The sequence below is a fragment of the Brooklawnia sp. genome (assembly GCF_032229645.1).
Taxonomy (GTDB): Bacteria; Actinomycetota; Actinomycetes; order Propionibacteriales; family Propionibacteriaceae; genus Brooklawnia.
In genome coordinates, this window is record NZ_JAVTWX010000136.1 from 114392 (window position 1) to 132994 (window position 18603).

At 65.9% G+C, this 18603-nt stretch carries 14 protein-coding genes; 7 read left to right on the top strand and 7 right to left on the bottom strand.

The annotated features are described in order from the left end of the window. Window positions 1-80: 80 nt before the first annotated feature. From AAFP05_RS11285 to mraZ, 3 genes are all read right to left on the bottom strand, one after another. The gene (locus AAFP05_RS11285) at window positions 81-683 is read right to left on the bottom strand and encodes a hypothetical protein (RefSeq protein ID WP_341729951.1); all 603 of its coding nucleotides are present in this window, start codon (window positions 681-683) and stop codon (window positions 81-83) included. After that, window positions 680-1717 carry a 16S rRNA (cytosine(1402)-N(4))-methyltransferase RsmH gene (gene rsmH / locus AAFP05_RS11290; protein WP_341729952.1) on the bottom strand — a complete coding sequence of 346 codons (1038 nt, stop codon included), beginning with the start codon at window positions 1715-1717 and terminating at the stop codon, window positions 680-682. The genes AAFP05_RS11285 and rsmH overlap by 4 nt, the downstream gene beginning before the upstream one ends. Before the next feature lie 179 nt (window positions 1718-1896). Next, window positions 1897-2325 carry a division/cell wall cluster transcriptional repressor MraZ gene (gene mraZ, locus AAFP05_RS11295; protein ID WP_341729953.1) on the bottom strand — a complete coding sequence of 143 codons (429 nt, stop codon included), beginning with the start codon at window positions 2323-2325 and terminating at the stop codon, window positions 1897-1899. Between the two features lie 259 nt (window positions 2326-2584). On the opposite strand from mraZ, the gene AAFP05_RS11300 reads away from it, so the two are divergent. Genes AAFP05_RS11300 through AAFP05_RS11310 form a run of 3 tightly spaced genes read left to right on the top strand, consistent with a single transcriptional unit; the run spans window position 2585 to window position 6887 of the window. Continuing rightward, entirely contained in the window at window positions 2585-3496 is a 912-nt protein-coding gene (locus AAFP05_RS11300) for a MoxR family ATPase (RefSeq protein ID WP_341729991.1), read from the top strand. A gap of 2 nt (window positions 3497-3498) precedes the next feature. Next, entirely contained in the window at window positions 3499-4740 is a 1242-nt protein-coding gene (locus tag AAFP05_RS11305; protein ID WP_341729954.1) for a DUF58 domain-containing protein, read from the top strand. Then, window positions 4737-6887: a DUF3488 and transglutaminase-like domain-containing protein gene (locus tag AAFP05_RS11310; RefSeq protein ID WP_341729955.1), complete on the top strand. Its 2151-nt coding sequence runs from the start codon at window positions 4737-4739 to the stop codon at window positions 6885-6887. The genes AAFP05_RS11305 and AAFP05_RS11310 overlap by 4 nt, the downstream gene beginning before the upstream one ends. A gap of 31 nt (window positions 6888-6918) precedes the next feature. Here the strand turns inward: AAFP05_RS11310 and AAFP05_RS11315 are convergent, their stop codons facing one another. Then, window positions 6919-8070 (bottom strand): glycerate kinase, encoded by a 1152-nt coding sequence (locus AAFP05_RS11315; protein WP_341729956.1) that lies wholly within the window; start codon window positions 8068-8070, stop codon window positions 6919-6921. 73 nt (window positions 8071-8143) lie between these two features. Continuing rightward, window positions 8144-8515, bottom strand: coding sequence for a DUF3040 domain-containing protein (locus AAFP05_RS11320; RefSeq protein WP_341729957.1), 372 nt, complete (start codon window positions 8513-8515; stop codon window positions 8144-8146). Between the two features lie 296 nt (window positions 8516-8811). Between AAFP05_RS11320 and AAFP05_RS11325 the strand changes: the two genes are divergently transcribed. Beyond that, entirely contained in the window at window positions 8812-9954 is a 1143-nt protein-coding gene (locus AAFP05_RS11325; protein WP_341729958.1) for a TIGR04053 family radical SAM/SPASM domain-containing protein, read from the top strand. 8 nt (window positions 9955-9962) lie between these two features. On the opposite strand, the gene AAFP05_RS11330 is transcribed toward AAFP05_RS11325, so the two are convergent. Together AAFP05_RS11330 and AAFP05_RS11335 are read right to left on the bottom strand one after the other, a co-directional pair. Continuing rightward, entirely contained in the window at window positions 9963-12215 is a 2253-nt protein-coding gene (locus AAFP05_RS11330) for a YhgE/Pip domain-containing protein (protein WP_341729959.1), read from the bottom strand. Beyond that, the gene (locus tag AAFP05_RS11335) at window positions 12212-14848 is read right to left on the bottom strand and encodes an MMPL family transporter (RefSeq protein WP_341729960.1); all 2637 of its coding nucleotides are present in this window, start codon (window positions 14846-14848) and stop codon (window positions 12212-12214) included. Before AAFP05_RS11335 ends, AAFP05_RS11330 begins: the two co-directional genes overlap by 4 nt. Before the next feature lie 163 nt (window positions 14849-15011). Between AAFP05_RS11335 and AAFP05_RS11340 the strand changes: the two genes are divergently transcribed. The 3 genes from AAFP05_RS11340 to AAFP05_RS11350 form a co-directional block, all read left to right on the top strand. Further along, window positions 15012-15653, top strand: a complete 642-nt coding sequence (locus AAFP05_RS11340) for a TetR/AcrR family transcriptional regulator (protein ID WP_341729961.1) — start codon at window positions 15012-15014, stop codon at window positions 15651-15653. Window positions 15654-15869: 216 nt separating this feature from the next. Beyond that, complete coding sequence (locus AAFP05_RS11345) at window positions 15870-16520, top strand: succinate dehydrogenase cytochrome b subunit (RefSeq protein WP_341729962.1); 651 nt, start codon at window positions 15870-15872, stop codon at window positions 16518-16520. Further along, on the top strand, window positions 16517-18603 hold a 2087-nt coding region (locus AAFP05_RS11350; protein WP_341729963.1), incomplete at its 3' end, for a fumarate reductase/succinate dehydrogenase flavoprotein subunit. The genes AAFP05_RS11345 and AAFP05_RS11350, both read left to right, overlap by 4 nt.

Here is an 18603-nt window from a genome sequence, read left to right on the forward strand (position 1 = left end):
CGAAGTGCCGCGGGGGCGACCAGAACCCGACCGCGGTCGCGACGCCGGCGATTGACCGGGTCGGGGCCTTCCTGCGCTGCTCACGGAGTTGCCTCCGCCGCCGGCTCGCCGGTCTGGGCGGAACTAGTGGTCGTCGATTCCGGCTCGGTAGCCTGGGTGCCGGCCTCGGCCGCAGCAGACGCGGTCGGCTCGGAGGATGCGGAGGCCTGCGGTGAAGTGGGAGTGGCCGTGGCATCGGCAGCCGGGGACGATGCGGTGTCGGTGACGGGAGCGACGGGCGGCACCATGCCCGGCAGTTCGTCCCCGGTCACCTCGACGGGTACGCCGAGAATCTCCCCGTTCGGCATCTTGATGAAGGCCGGATTGGGGTTCGGGCGCATGCCCAATGCCCAGGCCTGCTCGGCCAGGCTCTGGGACGACCGCAGACCTTGCGCCTGCGCGACAAGGGCTGCCTCCTGATAGCGCAGCTCGGCCTCCTGGGTCTGCAACGCGGTCAGTTCGCCGGACTGGGTCTGGATCGTGGTCGACAAGATCAGCACGCCGGTCAGCCCGCCGCCCAGCAACGCGGCGATGAACAAGATGAACGGCAACTGCGCCAGTTGACGGGCCTGCCTGGGAACCGCTCGCAGAACCGTCGGCTGCGCGTCCGGCCCCGGGTTGATCGGTGCTTGCAGGGCACTCATCGGTTCTCCTCACGATTCGGGATCTTGCCAGGGCGGATGCGTTGGACGGCACGCAGCCGAGCCGACGCGGCGCGCGGGTTCTCAGCTACCTCATCGGCGGTGGGCTTCTCGGCGCCACGGGTGAGGGCGGCGAATCGGGCCAGCAACGGCTCGGGGACGACCGGCAACCGCGCGGGTGCCGAATCGCTGGTCGCTTGCGCGAAGGTCTGCTTGACCAGTCGATCCTCCAGCGAGTGATAGGCCAGTACCGCGATGCGTCCGTTCATCGCGAGCCGATCGAGCGCGTCGGGCAGCAGCCCGGCCAGGGCGTCCAACTCGCCGTTCACCTCGATGCGCAATGCCTGAAAGGTGCGCTTGGCGGGATGCCCGCCGCCGTGGCGCACCGCGGCCGGCAGTGCTGAACTGATCACCTCAACCAGCCGGGCAGAATCGCTGAATGGCTCACGGACGCGTTCGGCGACTATGGCGCGAACGATCCGCTCGGCGTGCGGTTCTTCGCCAAAGCGGCGCAGGATCCTTACCAGTTCGCCCGGGGCCGCGGTGTTGAGCACGTGGGCGGCGGTACGCGGGTTGCGGGTGTCCATCCGCATGTCGAGCGGCGCGTCGGTCGCGTAGGCGAAACCGCGGTCGCGCTGGTCGATCTGCAGGCTCGACAACCCCAGATCGGCAAGCAACGAATCGATCTGCGCCACGCCGAGATCGTCGAGCACGGCTGCAAGCTCGTCAAAGCGGGCCCGCACCAAGCGGACGCGTCCGGCGAACGGTTTCAGAGTCTCTTCGGCGATCGCCAGTGCATCCGCGTCGTGATCGATACCGATCAGCCGTGCGTCGGGGTTCGCAGCGAGGATCGCGCTGGCATGGCCGGCCATGCCGAGAGTGGCGTCCACATAAATAGCGCCCGGAGTGGTCAAAGCGGGTCCGAGCAGTGCGGTGATGCGATCTCGCATGACCGGAGTGTGAACCACCGAACCGAGTCGATCGGTGGCGAGAGCCGCAGGGTCGGCCGAGACCTGGGCGGAGGCAGGCTCGCTCATATCCATCATCCCTCCCCAGCAGTAGTCGTCGGCTATGTCGCCTGGTTTCAATCCGGACCCCAGAACTCAAAGCCGCCTGGCATCGGGGAAGTGACGCCAGGAAGCTGTGAGTCCGGATTGAAGCCGGACGACACAGCAGTGTCGTTTCTCTTTCTCGTCCCCCGGACGAGGTCGCCCGATCACAGGATCGGGAAGATCTCCTCGTTCAGTTCTGCGAAAGAGGCCTCCTGCGCAGCGGAGTAGTCCTGCCATGCCTGCGGGTTCCAGACTTCGACCCGGTCGATGGATCCCACCACGACGATGTCTTTGTCCAGACCTGCGTATTCACGCAGCACGGCCGGCACCGAAATGCGGCCCTGCTTGTCTGGCACTTCGTCGCTGGCCGACGACGCCAACATGCGCTGAAAATCGCGCACCTGACGCACGGTGGCCGGGGCTTGAGCCATCTGCTGGGTCTTGGAGACGAACGTGACCATGGGATAGATCGCCAGACAGCGGTCCTGTCCCCTGGTCACCACCAGCCCTTCGGCCAGTTCGTCCCGAAACTTCGCAGGCAGAAAGAAGCGGCCCTTGTCGTCGAGCTTGGGCGTGTATGTACCGAGAAACATCGGCACCACCCCCGCTCCAGATCGGGACCTCATCCTCCACTGGGCCCCACCTTACTCCATTTAGCTCCACTAGAACCCCACTTCGATCGCAGATTCCGACCGCTTCACCACATCGTGTGTCCCGGAGCCCGATTGGGCGGCGCGGATAGGATTGCGGGCGCCCGCACTCATCTACCGAGGGGATCCCGGTTCCGTGACAACTCAACGCGTCTCGACTTCGAAGCTCGATGTCCCACAGGTGCAGCAGACGGCCGGAGCAATGCGGACAGCCATCGCGAGGGTGATCGAAGGCAAGACCGAGCAGATCGATCTGGCGATTCTGGTGCTCTTCGCTGGCGGCCATCTGCTGATCGAGGATGTGCCTGGGGTCGGCAAGACGATGCTGGCCAAGGCACTCGGCCGCGCGATCGACTGCCGCGTACGGCGCCTCCAATTCACCCCGGATCTGCTGCCGTCCGATATCACCGGCGTGTCGGTCTACAACCAGGAGACACGCGAGTTCGAGTTCAAACCGGGTGGTGTCTTCGCGAACATCGTGGTGGGCGACGAGATCAACCGTGCCTCACCCAAGACCCAGTCGGCGCTGCTCGAGGCAATGGAAGAGCGACAGGTGAGCGTGGACGGCCAGACGCACCGGCTGCGTCCGCCGTTCATGGTGGTCGCCACCCAGAACCCGATCGAGATGGAGGGCACCTACCCGCTGCCCGAGGCACAGCGCGACCGCTTCATGGCCCGCATCGAGATGGGCTATCCAACGCGCGGCGCCGAACTCGAGATGCTCAGCTCGCATGGCGCCAGCAACCCGCTGACGAGCCTGCAGCCGGTCACCGACGGTGTCACCCTGACCCGGCTCGCCGCCGGCATCGGAGAGGTCCACGTCAGTCAGGCGGTCAAGGAATACATCGTCGACATCGTCGAGGCCACCCGTTCCAGCAGCGACCTGCGGCTGGGTGCCTCGCCGCGCGCCGGGCTGCAACTGCTGCGCGCGGTCCGGGTGCGGGCCGCGATGGCGGGGCGCGACTACGTCATTCCCGACGATGTGCAGGCGCTGCTCGCAGCGGTGCTCGCGCATCGCGTGCTGCTGACCTCGGCCGCACGGCTTGCCGGGCGCTCGGCTGCGGACGCGGTGACTGCGGCCGCAGCTACGGTGGCGTTGCCCCGGAGCGCCTGACCGTGCAGGCGTGGCGCCGTCTCACCGTGCGCGGGCGCATCGTCGTCGTCTTCGGCCTGCTCGCCCTGACCGCCGGCATCGTCTTCACCCAGCGCGATCTCGCCTGGCTGGGCGCCTTCACCTGCGCCGTGGTGATAGGAGCGCTGCTGATGGTCTCGTGGCCGGTCAAGGGATTGCGCCACGAGCGGCGGCTGGCGGTCTCAAGCGCGCCGGTGGGCACCGAGTTCGGAGTTGGCATGACGTTGACCAGCGCGGGTGGCGGGCTGCCCAGATTGCTGCACTTCGAGGATGTGGTGCCACCGTCGATGGGCATTCGTCCGCGTTTCGCCTTGTCCGGCGGAGTTCCATCGAAGGGCTACCGGGTGGGCTACCGACTGACGGGAGTGCAGCGCGGGCGTTTCCGCATCGGACCGTTGCTGGTGCGCAGCCTGGATCCGTTCGGTCTGGCGCGCAATGACATGGCCTTCGTAACCACGACCGAGATCGCCGTCACTCCGCGCATCTTCGACTTGGGTGGGCTGCGGGCTGGCAGTTCGGGCGCATCGGCGGAGGCCCGCACCGCGCGTGCCGGGCTGGTCGGCCAAGACGATGTGCTGGTGCGCGAGTACCGGCGCGGCGACGATGTGCGGCGCGTGCATTGGCGTTCGACGGCCCGGGCGGGCGAGTTGATGGTGCGCCGCGAGGAGCAGTCCTGGCAGCCGACCACCCGGCTGCTGGTCGACAACCGCCGCTGCGCGCATTCCGGAACCGGAGCGGACAGCTCATTCGAATGGGCGGTCTCGGCCGCGGCCTCGGCCGGACTTGCGCTGCTGGGCGCCGGATCGACGCTGGAACTGGCCGACGCCGATGGATTGACGCTGAGCCCCGATTCGGACCGTAGTGTTCGGGCGCAGCAGCTGCTCTATGAGCTGACCGATATCACTTTGACCAGCGCGGAGTCGCTGGCGGCCGGATTGTTCGCCGCAGGCGAAGAACGGCGTCCGAGTTCTTCGGTGTTGGCGGTGCTCGGCCGACTGACAGATGCCGATCTGGCCACCTTGATCGAGACGACACCGCGCTCGGGTTCGGCGCACGCCCTGCTGCTCGACGTGCAGACCTTCGCGGGTGGCCGCCAGCGGTCGGCGCAGGCGCGCTACGCGATGGAGTTGGCGAACCGTGGCTGGGTGGTGAGTCTGGCGACAGCGTCCACCTCGGTTCCGGACGCCTGGATCGGCCTGCATGAAGCCGCCGAGGTCTTGGCATGATCGGTTCGGGACGCAACACGATAGCCGTGGGCGTCGCCGCCTGCTTGGGCACGGTGCCGTTCATTCAGATCAGTTCGGATGCGCGGCTACTGCCGGGTGCCGCGATCGTGGTGATCGTCCTCGAAGGACTCGCCTGGCTGGTGCGCCGGGTCTCCCAGCTGACCTGGCCGGGCACCCTGGCCCAATTGCTGGCCGGCTTCGCCATGATCTGGATAGCGGCGGCAGTGGCGGTCGGCGGCGCCGGACAGACTCGCCCGTGGCAGGTCTTCGAACAGACATGGACTTTGGCGAGCGAGCACATCTACTCCCAGACCGTACCGATGGCCGCCGACGACGCAACCCTAGTTCTGCTGCTGGCAGGCGCCGGAGTGCTGACGATAGTGATCGACCTCGCGTTCATCGGCGCGCGTAGTGTGCTGCTTGCCGCGCTGCCGCTGCTTGCCGGCTATCTGACATCGATGATCGTGTTGGACGAAGCCGTCGGTATCGTCTCGATCGTCGCGGTCTGCGTGGGCTGGCTGGTGCTGCTGGCCTCGCGCACCATCGACCACGAACAGCGTTGGCCGCGCGGGCTGACCAGCAAGGACGAGGGCAAGTTCAATGCGCGCGGCTTCATCGCACTTGCCGTGGGCCTGGGGTCGGTATCGGTCGCCACCGCGGTTGTCGCCGGGCTCGCCATCCCACCCGATGGCCAAAGTTGGCTGCCGCAAGGCACCACCGGTCGCCATCAGTCCGTCGATCTGATCGACCCCACCATCAGCCTCAATGAGAACCTGCACCAACCCGATGAACGGCCGCTGCTGAGCTACACGACCTCGTCGGCCGATGGGGTACGGCTGCGCAGTACGGCGCTGACGGTCATGACCGCCGCCGGCTGGCAGATGAATCAAATGACGCTATTGCCGGGAAGCCCGGATGAACCCACGCTCGCCGGAACCCAGTCGGAGGTCACCACCCAGGTCACCATCGGTGACTACGACTCCGACTATCTTCCGGCGCCGTATGCCCCGCTGCGCTGGGACCCATCCGGGTCGTGGGCCTTCGATCCGCAGACCCTCACTGTTCTCGATGTCGCAGGCGAGGACCAGCCACTTGCCGGCCAGTCGTATTCGGTCGACAGTCTCATCGCCACCCCTGACGCCACCGAGCTGGCGACCGCGACCGCCGGCGATGCCGAGGCGAGCAGTCTTCCCGACGATGTGCCGGCAGAGATCGTTGAGCTCGCGCACCAGATCACCGATGGCGCGGCGTCCGACGGCGAGAAGGCGCTGGCCCTGCAGAACTGGTTGAACGACCCCTCGAGGTTCAGCTATGACCTGCAGGCCCCAGAGGGCATGGGATTCCAGGTGCTGGTGAACTTCTTGTTCAACGACCGCCGCGGATACTGCATTCACTTCGCGTCTGCGATGGCGCTGATGGCACAGGAAGTCGGGATTCCGGCACGAGTTGCGGTCGGTTTCACCACCGGCGTTGAGCAAGCCGACGGATCATGGCTGGTCACCTCGCACAATATGCATGCCTGGCCGGAGTTGAACTTCTCGGGCCTGGGCTGGGTGAGCTTCGAGCCGACAGTGTCGATCGGCGACCAGTCCCAGCAGTCGCAGACCGAGCCATCGTCCGAGCCCACGCAGGAGCCGCCGGCCGGCGAACCGGCCTCGCCGGAGCCGCAGCCCACCGAGCAGCAGTCCCCCACCACCAGCCAGCCTGCGCAGCTCGGACGACCGGTCGATCTGCGGGTGCCGCTGGGCCTCATGGGTGTCTTGCTGGTGCTGGCGATACCCGCGCTGACTCGGGCAGCGCTTCGCCGTCGGCGTCTGGGTGCCGCCGACAGTGCCGACAAGGTGAACGGCGCATGGCGTGAGCTGGAGGCGACCGCAACCGATCTGGGGATGACGTGGCCGGCGGTCACGCCTCGGCAACTCGGTGCGATGCCGTGGCCCGGTCTGGACGCCGAGGGACGAGCCGCGCTTCGCCGGATTGCCTTGCTGATCGAGCGGCAGCGATACGCCGCCGGGCCGCCGGCGCAGGCCGAGGTTGCCGGCGACGTCGCTGTGATCAGCACGCAGTGGTATTCGTCGGTGGGCAAGGGCAGACGGTTCGCGGCGCGCATCGCGCCCCGATCGCTGCTACCCGGACGCGTCCGATAGGCCGCCCCAGATCCACAGCTGACCTCAGGCGCTATGACTGCCCTGCCAGACCGCTGGACGCACCCAGTCTGAGCAGCCGCATTGCGGTCGCGACCGCCCGTTCGAGGTTCTCCGGGCCATTCGCCAGCGCATCCGTAAGGCTTCCCGGCCCCGGCATGATAGGTACGACTGCCTCGAAGCCATTGCCGACCAGATCGTCGGCACCGCGACCGATCGTCCCCGCGAAGGCGATGACCGGAAGTCCGAAGCGTGCTGCGACCTCGGCCACGCCCGCCGGGGTCTTGCCCGACAGCGTCTGGAAATCCACGCCGCCCTCCCCCGTCAGCACGAGGTCGGCACCATCGACCGCCTCGGCCAGACGAGCAGCATCTGCCACCACCTCGGCGCCCCGCCTCATCCGGGCACCGATGGCCAGGAAACCCGCGCCCAGACCGCCGGCCGCACCGGCTCCGGCCTGGTCGCGCACGTCTGGCGCTCCGGCCGCGGTCAGCGCATCGGCGACCTTTTCGAGAATCCTGTCGAGATAGACCACGTCTTCGGGGGTCGCGCCCTTCTGCGGCCCGAAAACGGCGGCGGCACCATCTTCGCCGAGCAGTGGATTACTGACATCGCAGGCCAGTTCGATGCGCACGTCGGCCAGCCGCGGGTCCAGGCCGCTCAGGTCGGCATGATCGAGTTCGGCCAGCGCGGACGGGGTGGGGGTCAATTCGGTGCCATCGGCAGCGAGGAACGTGACACCCAGCCCGGCCAGCATGCCGGCTCCGCAGTCGGTGGTGGCGCTGCCACCGAGACCGATGATGAATCGGGTGGCTCCCGCGTCCAAGGCATCACCGATCAGATCGGCCACTCCGACTGAGCTGGCCCGGCGGATGTCGCGTTGGTCCGGGCTGATCTGGCCGAGCCCCACCGCAGATGCGACCTCGATGATCACCAGCCCATCGGGAGTGAGGCCATAGCCCGCCTCTATTGGACGTCCGAGGGCGTCGACTGTCGAAACGGCGTGCCAACTCCCGTCAAGTACGGAAACCAGCGCATCAACGGTCCCTTCGCCACCATCGGCCATCGGGATTTCGACGCAGTCGGCATCGGGAAAGACTGTGTGCACGCCTGCGCTCATTGAGGCCGCAGCCTGGGCTGCCGTCATCGATTCCTTGAACGAGTCCGGCGCAACCACTACCTTCATTCGCACTACTCACCATCTCCGCGCCAGTGCGGATATCTCGCCGGAGCGTTCGCTCCCCGACCAGCTCAGATTGTCACAGACCGCCCTCTTGACGACGACGCCAGCGATCCTCCATCTTGCCCATGAACGGCTCCGAGTCCGATGAAGGCGCGCGCTTGGATTGCCCGCTCGGACCGGTTGCCTTGCGCCACGAGCCCAAGGCGATCACCGTGGCCGCCAGCATGGCGATGAAACCGACCACACTGACGATCCAGGTCGTCCGCATGCCGACAACCAGCAGAACCAGGCCGAATATGAACAACGCCCCGGCCAATGTCGCTCGACGTCCGTGTATTTGACGAGGAGTGCTGGATGATCCGAGGGTCTGAGCCAGTTTCGGATCGTCCGCAGCCAATGATGCTTCAAGCTGCTCCAGGAGTCGCTGCTCCTCTTCCGAAAGAGCCATTTTTCCTCCCCTCCCTGCCTCGTCTTGGTGACCACCCGACGCGGTCATCACCGTCTTGCCTCAAGTGTAGATGGCTGGGGGTAGTCTCTGGAAGCTTGGGGCGAATCGTTGATTCGATGATGGCATTTTGTTACCCTTTGCCGCCCGTGTGTGCAGCAGGCGAGGCACGCATGACCTCACCCGAGGTGGTCTTGGTCAGGCCGCAGTCCTATCCTTACGGGGAGCGAACGCGCATCACCTTCAAACGCGCATCACCTTCAAGGGCCATGCCTTGCGCACGAACAGGAGCAGTTTTGATGTCAGCTGGTCACGTCCACACGGCCGATCCCCTGGGGATTGCGCCGATAGGTTCGGTTCGTCCCGTGAACTGGGTCTACGACCGGGCCCCGATGACCGTCTACTGGGAGATGACGATCGCTTGCGCCCTGGCCTGCCGGCACTGTCGGGCCACCGCATGGAAGCGTCCCGCGCCCGACCAGCTGACCACTGAGCAGGGAGTGCGGCTGCTCGATCAGATCGCAGGCTTCGGTGATCCGCTGCCCCATCTGATCCTCACCGGCGGTGATCCGCTGCGCCGCGACGATCTGATCGAGCTCATGCACCAGGCTCGCGCCCGGCGAATCGGTGTCTCGTTGTCGCCCGCGGTCACCCCCGATCTGACCCGCGGGCACCTCGCCCAGCTGCAGGAGGCCGGAGCCAAAGCGGTGTCACTCAGCCTGGACGGCTCCAATCCCGAGTTGCATGATGGTGTGCGCCGGGTCGCGGGCATCTTCGACCTGACCATGCAGGCCCTGGACTGGGCCGGCGAGTTGGACATCCCGGTTCAGATCAACACGCTGGTCACGGCAGCCACCGCACCAGACCTGCCCGCTCTCTACGAACTACTGAAGACCAAACCGATGCAGCGCTGGACGCTGTTCTTTCTCATCCACACCGGACGCGGCAAGATGCTGGAAGAGCTCACTCCGCTCGAGGCAGAGCAGGTGTTGACCTGGCTCAATGAGCTTCGCGGTGTTGCGCCCTTCCAGTTGAGCACCACCGAGGCGCTGCATTTCCGCCGGGTCACTGCCCAGTCGATGGAAGCGCGCGGAATGACCCGAGAACAGATCGCGGTCTCGCCTGCTGCCCGCGCTTTCGGTGTCCGCGATGGCAACGGCATCGTCTTCATCTCGCACAACGGCACCGTCACACCTTCGGGATTCCTCCCGATGCCGCTCGGCAACGTCAAGCAGGACGATCTCGTGGAGCTCTACCGGCACCATCCGCTGATGGACTCGCTGCGCACTCCATCAAGCTTCGGCGGCGACTGCGGAGTATGCGAATACAACAGCTGGTGCGGCGGGGCGCGTTCGCGCGCCTACGCGGCTACCGGCGATCCGCTGGCTGCCGATCCCTTGTGCACCTACCGGCCTGCGGCGGTACGCAACCAGGTCGCCTGAGGCCGGCTCTAGGCGTCCACCAGATCGTCGATGGTCGTCGTCCGGTGCTTGATCACCGCTGCCGCGCTTGCGGCAAGTCCCAGGATCAGCCACATCAACAGCAGGAAGACACTGGCGGGCGTCCCGCTCGACTGGGTGATGACCGAACGCATCGCATCCAAGGCCGGGCTCATCGGTGAGATCGCCCGCGCCGTCGCGAATACGCCGGGCAGTGCGTTGGTGAGCATCGGTGCCAGGCTGACGATCACCAGCCCGAGCGAGATGAACCGTCCGGCGCTACCGAGCCACGCCACCAACGCATGGTTGACCGCCACGAAGGCGAGCCCGGCCAGCACCATCACACCCAGCACGCCCATCAGCCTGCCGAACGGCAAGTCCAGCGCAGCCTGCCCGATGGCCGTCACCGCCAGCGACTGGATCGCAACCACGATCACCCCGGGCAGCAATGCCTCGGCAACCAGATAGGTGGTCGGGCGCGCCGAGGTTCGCAACTGCGAACCCAGGGCTTTCACCACCATGAATGTGGCCATCGCCCCGGCCCACAGCGCAAGCACCATCAGCGTGGTCGCCCAGCCCATGCCCACGGTCGCGGTACCGAGCAGATTTCCGGTGGCGACCGGCGAAGAGACGACCTCCGAGAGCCGCTGCCGATCCGAGTCGCTGAACGAAGGAACCTGATCCTTGCCGGAGGCGAGTCCATCGGCGAACTGGCCGATTCCATCGGAGAGCTGGGTCGTCCCGTCGGCAAGCTGCGTTCCGCCGTCCGCGAGCTGGTTCACGCCGTCGGCGAACTGCCCGACCCCGCTCGACAGCTGGCTCATCCCGTCGGAGAGCTGGTTTGCGCCGTCCGCCAGCTGGCCGGCTCCTGAGCTCAGCTGATTCGCACCATCCGCCAGTTGATTGACACCGTCGACGAGCGGCTGCACGCCGGTCGCGAGCTCACCCACACCACCGGCCAGCTCTGAGGCACCGCTCTTCAATGCCTCGCCGCCGTCGCGCAACTCGGTCATCGTGTCGAGCAGGTTGATACCGCCGTCGGGCAGCTGGATAGCGGCCAGCTGGTCGGGCAATGCGTCCAATTGCTCGATCACCGGACCCAGCTTTTCGTCCGAACGCACGTCATCCATGGTCTGGTTTGCGCTGGCGATACCCAGCTTGATCGCCTGATAGTAGGAGTCGCAGCCACCCTCGACCGCCTCTAGATCGGACGGGCACCCGAACACCTGCGCCAGCTCTGCTGGGCTCAGCTGATTGAGCGCCTCCAATTGTTGGACGCCGGCCTGCACCTGCCGCATCGTTGCGACCGCATCGTCGAGCCCCTCTTGGTCGCCCGAGATCTGTTGAATGGCATCGACGGCTCCCGGATTGGCGGCGAGCACGTCGATCACGGGATTGACCATCTGGTTGATGCCGTCGACATACTGCCCGACACCATCGGAAAGCTGGCTCGCACCGTCGGCCAACTGGGTCATTCCGTCCGGCATTGCTTGGACCTGCGAGGCCAGCGTGCTGATGCCGGCCGCGTACTCATTTACTCCGGCCGCATACTCGCCGACCCCACTCGCATACTGCTGCGCACCGGTGGCAGCCTGAGAAGCACCGCTTGCGAGTTCTCCGGCACCCGCGGCAGCCTGGCCGATGCCATCGGAAAGCTGCCCGGCCCCGTCCGAGAGCCCATTGGCGCCGTCCGAAAGCTGCGCGGCAGCGTCTGACATGGTGACGAACTGGTCGCCCATCTCATTGAAACCGACGTAGATCTGGTCGAGATAGCCCGATGTCAGCGTCTGGTTCAACACCTGTGCGGCCTCCTGGGCGACCACCTTGCCCAAGGTGGCGTCCGCGATACCGGCAACCGGGGAGGTCTCCACCTGGATCGTGGCGCTACGGGCCTGTGCTGCATCCCCCGCATAGGAGGTCGCCGCAGCCGAGAACTCCTTCGGGATCACGACCATCGCCGCGTATTCGCCGGTCTTCAACCCGGCCTTCGCGCCATCCAGCGTCGCCTGCTCCCAGGTCAGATTCTGCAGCCGGTCCGAGTCCACCAGCGCAGCGGTCAGCTGGCGTCCCATCGGCACCAATTGTCCACCCAGCTCGACTGCCTCGTCCTGGTTCACCACCGCGGCACGCACGGTATCGAGCCGCTCGTCGCTGTTCCAGGTGGCCCACAACAATCCACCGAGCACGAGCACCGGCACCAGGATCAGACCGACCCAGGTCGTCCACCGCGCTGATTTCGCAGCGTTGATTCGTTCGATGATCATCGGGATGCTCCTTGCGCGACTGTGGCGAGATGGCCGGGCAGCCGCATGACGCGGTGACCGGCAGGCAGCGGTAGGTCTCGTTCGGTGCCGGGCACCACGCCCAGCACCCAGGTGGTCGGATGCTCTGTCTCATTGGCCGCCGATGCGAGTGCATCGCACAGCACGCCGATGGTGGCCTCCGGTAGTTCGTCGAGTGCCGGGACGAGGACGATGCCGCCGGCTCCCAGTTTCAGCTCGGCGGCGGGATTCCTGGTCCCGGCGAGCAGCAGCGGCGCATGTCCGCGCACCACAGCGGCTTCCTCCGGCAGCACGCGACCCAAGACCTTGACTTGTCCATCGCTGAACTTCGCCCGTCCCGACAGCCCGTACATCAGCGCAAGCCGCGCGACCCGATCGCCCTCAACCACCAACACGTCGCCGCGGTCCAGCTGGATGTCGAGGTTGGCGAACAAGACACGGCCGCCGCTTGCCCCCAGCAGCCGCTGCGCGAAGATCGCCGAATCGTCATCGGGGGTCGGCCAGCCAGCCAGCTTGGTCTGATGAGCCAGAGCCTCGCCTTCGACATCAATGACCGGCAGCCGGCGCTCCAGCCAGCCCGGTAGCCACCAAACCCGCGATCCCCCGAGTTTCATCAAGGCGGGTCCAAGCGTCATCCGCACCAGGAAGGCATCGATGGCTACGCCGAGTGCCAGGCTGAGGGCGATCGGTTTGATCGGCCCGATACCGGTCGGCACGAAGAAGATGAAGACCGAAACCATGATCAGGGCGGCTGCGATGACGACTTTCGACGAACCTACGAAGCCGTCCTCGATCCAGTTGTCGTTGCCGTGCGCGTATTCCTCGCGCATCCGTGAGGTGAGGAAGACCTCATAGTCCATCGCCAGCCCGAAAAGGATGCCCATCAAAATGATCGGCAGGAAACTGATAATCGGCTCCGGCTCGCCGAGGTTGATCAGCGATGCCCCGACCCCCTCATTGAAGACCAAGGTGACCACGCCGAAAGCCGCCAGAACCGACAGCAGATAGCCCAGGGCAGCCTTGATCGGCACCAGCACCGAGCGGAACGCCATCATCAGCAAGATCAGCGACAGCCCTACCACGAAGATCCCGAAGGGCAACAGCGCTGCACCGAGCCGGTCGGAGACATCGATCTGCACCGCGACCAACCCGGTGACAGAGGTGTCCACGCCGTATTCGGCGAGCCAGTGATCATGCTGGGCGCGCAATGCATTCACCAGTTCAGCGGTAGCAGGGTCATCTGGCCCGCTGGTGGGAATTACCTGGATCATGGCGGTGTCGGCGTTCTCGTTCGGCACCGCTGCGGCCACCATCTCGACGCCGTCGATCTCTTCGATCTCTGCGCGCATGTCATCGAGCAGACCCATCGGGTCATTCGACTCCACGATCGTGCCGGTGATGACCAACGGGCCGTTGAAGCCGATCCCGAACTCCTGAGTGACCAGGTCGAATGCGATCCGGTCCTGAGCCCCTTGCGCTGAGCGTCCCGAGTTGGGCAGCGCCAGTTCGATATTGCGGGCAGGCAGTGCCAACGCACCCAAGCCAACCACGACGACCAGCACGGTGACCAGCGGCCATTTCGTGACTGCCCTCACCCACATCCTCGACGCACGTCCTGGTCTGCGATTCTCCAGTCGCCTCGCCTTGCGCTCGCCCGGACGTAGTCGGTCTCCAAGCAGACCGAGCAGCGCAGGCAGCATGGTCAGTGCCAGGCACACCTCGATTGCCACCCCGACGGCGGTGAACATACCCATCACCGATAAGAAGGGCACGCCGGCGAAGTTCAGGCCGACCAGCGCGATGATGACCGTCAGACCCGCGAAAACCACTGCCGAGCCGCTCGTCGCCACCGCTCTGGCCGCCGACTCCTCGGTTCCCACGCCATGGAGCAACTGGTCGCGATGCCGGGAAATGATGAAGAGCGAATAGTCGATGCCAACAGCCAGACAGAGCATCACGACCAGGATCAGCGCGGTGGAACTCACGGTGATGATGCCCGCCCCGATCAGCACCAGGCAAACTGCGATGCCCACTCCGGTGAGTGCCGACACGATCGGCATGAACGCTGCAACCAGTCCGAGCAGCACCGTCAGCACAATGAGCGCCACAACAACACCCAGTGCCTCAACTGCGGTGATCTCGGGCATCTCAACCGAAAAGACGTCCCCGCCCACCGCCACCGATGAGCCAGGGAGCAACTCGGTGATCTGCTGCGCTGCATCGGTCAGTTCCGACCGCTGCTCGTGGGTGAACGTCGAAACGGTGCCCTCGACCTGCACCTGTACCAACGCGTGCGAACCGTCATCGGAGATCAGGCCCTTGATGAAATCGCTGTAAGGAAGCTGAGCGCCATTGACGAAGTCGACAGTCTCGAGGAAGTCGATGTAGTCCTGCATGGCCTCGCGGGCCTGTTCATCGTCGATGCGGGTTCCGGGTGGTGCACCGACGACGATGGTGGCCATCGCATCGCCGGCCCCGGGGAAGGTGACGGAGAGTTGCTCGAGAGCACGCTGGGAATTCGATCCGGGGATCGTGAAGTTGTCATCGAACTCCCCGCCGACGGTCAACGCAAGAACCCCGAAGAGCGCCAGTATCGCCGCCCAGACCGCTAGCACGCGTCCTTTCTGGCGAAAGCACGCCCGGCCAATGCGGTACAAGAAAGCTGACACAGCGTTACCCCGTCTTTGAAAACGATCACCCGGAAACCGTCGATACAGTACTGTATCCGATACACCAGTGCATCCGATACAATGCTGTATCCAGCAAACGGAGAGAAGTATGACTACCACAGTGAGCAGCAAGCGCGCCCAGACCCAAGACAAGCTGATGGAGGCAGCTATCGCGCTGTTCGCCGAGAAGGGCGTGCTCGCGGCGTCGGTGGAGGAGATCTGCGAACGGGCCGGATTCACCAGGGGGGCGTTCTACTCGAATTTCGACTCCAAGGACGAGTTGCTGCTCGCGGTGCTCAAGCGTCAGTCCGAGACGATCCTGCTCGGCGCAGCCGAGGCCATCGCCTCGGTTCCAGACAAGCCTGTCGAGCGGCAGAGCGTCGACGATGTGATCGAGCAGGCCCTGCTGATCTTCGAGGCCACCCACCCCACGGACGAACAGTGGCTCATCGCCTCCAACGAGATCCGGCTGCACGCAATCCGAAACCCCGCGGTGCGCGCCGCCCTGCAATCGGTCAACGGGAGCCTGGATGCGGTGCTGGTGGAGAGCATCAACGACGTGCTGACCCGCCAGGACCTGCGTCTCAAGGTTTCCCCCGAACAGTTGGTCATGCTCCTGGGCGCATATCAGGAGACCCTGGCCATCCACACTCTGCTCGCCGGGACTCCCATCCGCCAGGCGCCGAACGCCGGCCACCTGGCGACGCTCGTCCGGGCGCTGATCGAAGACGACGCAGCCGTGGCACGGTAGGCGGCCCTGGAGCATCGGCGCCCGAAAGGGCGCCCAAACGGCTAGGCTGGGCAGCGGGAAATCGCACGCTGCAGTGCCAGGAGGACGACGATGTCAGCCCGTGCTCGATTAGACGAACATGCACAACCCGCTCAGGCCGCCATTCAGGTGGGTCCGCCGCCTATCGAACAGATCAGGCCGTTTCGCAAGCATCGGATTCCGTCATGGACTCTGAAGGTGACCATGGCGGTGACCGGTATTTTGTGGGCAGCCTTCATCGGCATTCATCTCTTCGGCAATCTCAAGATTTTCCAAGGCGCCGATGCATACAACCACTACGCCCATTGGCTACGGGAAGCGTTCTATCCCCTGCTGCCCAAGCTATCGGTGTTGTGGGCGATGCGGGTTGTGCTCGGCCTCGCTCTGATCGCCCACGTCTGCGCAGCGGCGATGATCTGGTGGCGCGGACGTCAAGCCCGCGGCCCGCACCGGGCGAAGATCCGCGGCGCCAGGGCCTGGGGGGCCTGGCTGATGCCGCTGACCGGAGTGCTGATTGCTTGCTTCGTGGCCATTCACGTGCTCGACCTCACGCTCGGCTGGGGCATCCAGTCGGCGGCGTTCACCGCGCCGACCGCCGACCAGAGCTTCGCCTATGAGAACCTCGTGGCCAGCTTCCGGCGTCCCGCGATGGCCGTCTTCTACTCCGGACTCATGCTGCTGCTCGCGATCCATGTCGCCAAGGGCTTCTCCACAATGGCCTCCGACATGGGTGCGATGGGGCACCGCTGGCGCGCCACGCTAGCCGCGATCGGCGGGCTGCTCGCGCTGGCGATCCTGATCGGCAATGGCGCCATCCCGATCCTGGTACTGACAGGAGTGATCTCATGACCGTGGCTGACAAGCTGAAGGGGCAATTGGGGCGCATCGGCCGGCGAACCACAGTGGACGCGGAACCGGACGCACCGCAGCGGCCGGCGACCGCTTCGCCAGCTACCGCAGCGGCATTCGTTCCACCCGCCAGCGCCGCTCCTGGTGTGCGCATCGGGCATGACCTCGACGGCAAGCTCCCCGTCGGCGACCCCGAAACCGCCTGGGCCGCTGGGTTTGTGCCACCGGGCCTCCCCCCCTCCCCAACGCCCCCGTGCGCCCACCCCAACCCGGCGGGGGCCCCCCACCGCGACGAGTACAAGCTCGTCAGTCCACTGAATACCAAGAAGATGACGATCGTGGTGATCGGCACCGGGCTCGCCGGCTCGGGCGCTGCCGCAGCGCTGGGTGAGCTCGGCTACGACGTACACGCGTTCACCTACCACGACGCGGCTCGCCGAGCGCATTCGGTCGCCGCGCAGGGCGGTATCAACTCGGCCCGGGCCAAGAAGGTCGACGGCGACTCGCTGCACCGGTTCGTCAAGGACACCGTCAAGGGCGGTGACTTCCGGGCGCGCGAAGCCGATGCATTCCGGCTGGGCGCCGAGTCGGTGCGGGTCATCGATCACATGGACGCGATCGGTGCTCCGTTCGCCCGCGAATATGGCGGCGTGCTGGCGACCCGGTCGTTCGGCGGAGTGCAGGTCTCGCGCACCTACTACACGCGAGGCCAGACCGGTCAGCAGCTACAGGTGGCCGGGGCCCAGGCACTGCAACGGCAGGTGGCCCGCGGCACCGTGAAGCTGCATACTCGCGCCGAGATGCTTGATCTGATCGTCGATGACGGCGTCTGCCGCGGAGTCGTCGTCCGCGATCTGGTGACCGGTCAGGTCTGGGCACAACCCGCGCACGCGGTGATCCTGGCGACCGGCGGCTACGGCTCGGTCTACTTCCATTCGACGCTCGCGGTCAACTGCAACGCATCGGCGTCGTGGCGGGCCTGCCGGCACGGTGCCTACCTGGCCAATCCATCCTTCGTGCAGTTCCACCCGACCGCGCTGCCGATCTCCAGCCACTGGCAGTCGAAGTCCATTCTGATGTCGGAGTCGTTGCGCAACGACGGACGAATCTGGGTGCCGACCAAGCCCGGCGATGATCGGGCGGCCGCCCAGATCGGCGAGAGCGAACGCGACTACTACCTGGAGCGTAAGTACCCGGCCTTCGGGAACCTGGCCCCGCGCGACATCTCATCGCGGGCGGCCAAGGAGCAGATCGACTCGGGACACGGCGTCGGACCGCTGGCGAACTCGGTCTATCTCGACTTCTCCGATGCCCTGAAAGCGCTCGGACGCGAGACCATCGCGCAGCGCTACGGCAACCTCTTCGAGATGTATCAGCGGGCCACCGGTGAGGATCCCTACAGCGTCGGGATGCGAATAGCGCCGGGTGCGCATTTCACCATGGGCGGGTTGTGGAGCGACTTCAACCAGATGACGGCGCTGCCTGGGCTCTTCGTCGGCGGGGAGGTCGGCTGGGGCTATCACGGCGCGAACCGGCTGGGCGCCAATTCGCTGCTCTCGGCCTGCGTCGATGGCTGGTTCACCTTGCCGTTCGCCCTTCCCGACTACCTGAATCCGCTGCTCGGCCGACCGCTGCCGACAGCCTCCGATGCCTGCGTGCGCGATGCGGTCGCGCGGGTGCAGCAGCGCACCGCGGCGCTGCTGAGGGTCAACGGTAAGCAGGCGGCATCCAAGTTTCATCGCAGGCTCGGCGAGATCATGTACCGAGGTTGTGGTGTCGAGCGGTCGACAGCATCGCTGACCCAGGCGCTCGACGAGATCCGTGAGTTGCGCGCGGAGTTCTGGGACGACCTGTCGGTGCCGGGTTCGGGAGTGCAGCTCAACCAGGCACTGGAGCGGGCCGGACGAGTCGCCGACTTCCTGGAACTGGCCGAGTTGATGTGCACCGATGCATTGGATCGCGAGGAGTCCTGCGGGGCGCACTTCCGCTCCGAGTATCAAGACGGCGGCGAGGCCAGACGGAACGACGCGCAATGGGCGTTCGTATCGGCATGGCAGGTCGATGGGCCGCCGCAAGGCGAGCC

What these genes read in the sequence shown, in the direction of transcription:
- AAFP05_RS11285 (WP_341729951.1), bottom strand. Translation starts at nt 683, where the DNA reads ATGAGTGCCCTGCAAGCACCGATCAACCCGGGGCCGGACGCGCAGCCG.
- rsmH (WP_341729952.1), bottom strand. Translation starts at nt 1,717, where the DNA reads ATGAGCGAGCCTGCCTCCGCCCAGGTCTCGGCCGACCCTGCGGCTCTC.
- mraZ (WP_341729953.1), bottom strand. Translation starts at nt 2,325, where the DNA reads ATGTTTCTCGGTACATACACGCCCAAGCTCGACGACAAGGGCCGCTTC.
- AAFP05_RS11300 (WP_341729991.1), top strand. Translation starts at nt 2,585, where the DNA reads ATGCGGACAGCCATCGCGAGGGTGATCGAAGGCAAGACCGAGCAGATC.
- AAFP05_RS11310 (WP_341729955.1), top strand. Translation starts at nt 4,737, where the DNA reads ATGATCGGTTCGGGACGCAACACGATAGCCGTGGGCGTCGCCGCCTGC.
- AAFP05_RS11315 (WP_341729956.1), bottom strand. Translation starts at nt 8,070, where the DNA reads ATGAAGGTAGTGGTTGCGCCGGACTCGTTCAAGGAATCGATGACGGCA.
- AAFP05_RS11320 (WP_341729957.1), bottom strand. Translation starts at nt 8,515, where the DNA reads ATGGCTCTTTCGGAAGAGGAGCAGCGACTCCTGGAGCAGCTTGAAGCA.
- AAFP05_RS11325 (WP_341729958.1), top strand. Translation starts at nt 8,812, where the DNA reads ATGTCAGCTGGTCACGTCCACACGGCCGATCCCCTGGGGATTGCGCCG.
- AAFP05_RS11330 (WP_341729959.1), bottom strand. Translation starts at nt 12,215, where the DNA reads ATGATCATCGAACGAATCAACGCTGCGAAATCAGCGCGGTGGACGACC.
- AAFP05_RS11340 (WP_341729961.1), top strand. Translation starts at nt 15,012, where the DNA reads ATGACTACCACAGTGAGCAGCAAGCGCGCCCAGACCCAAGACAAGCTG.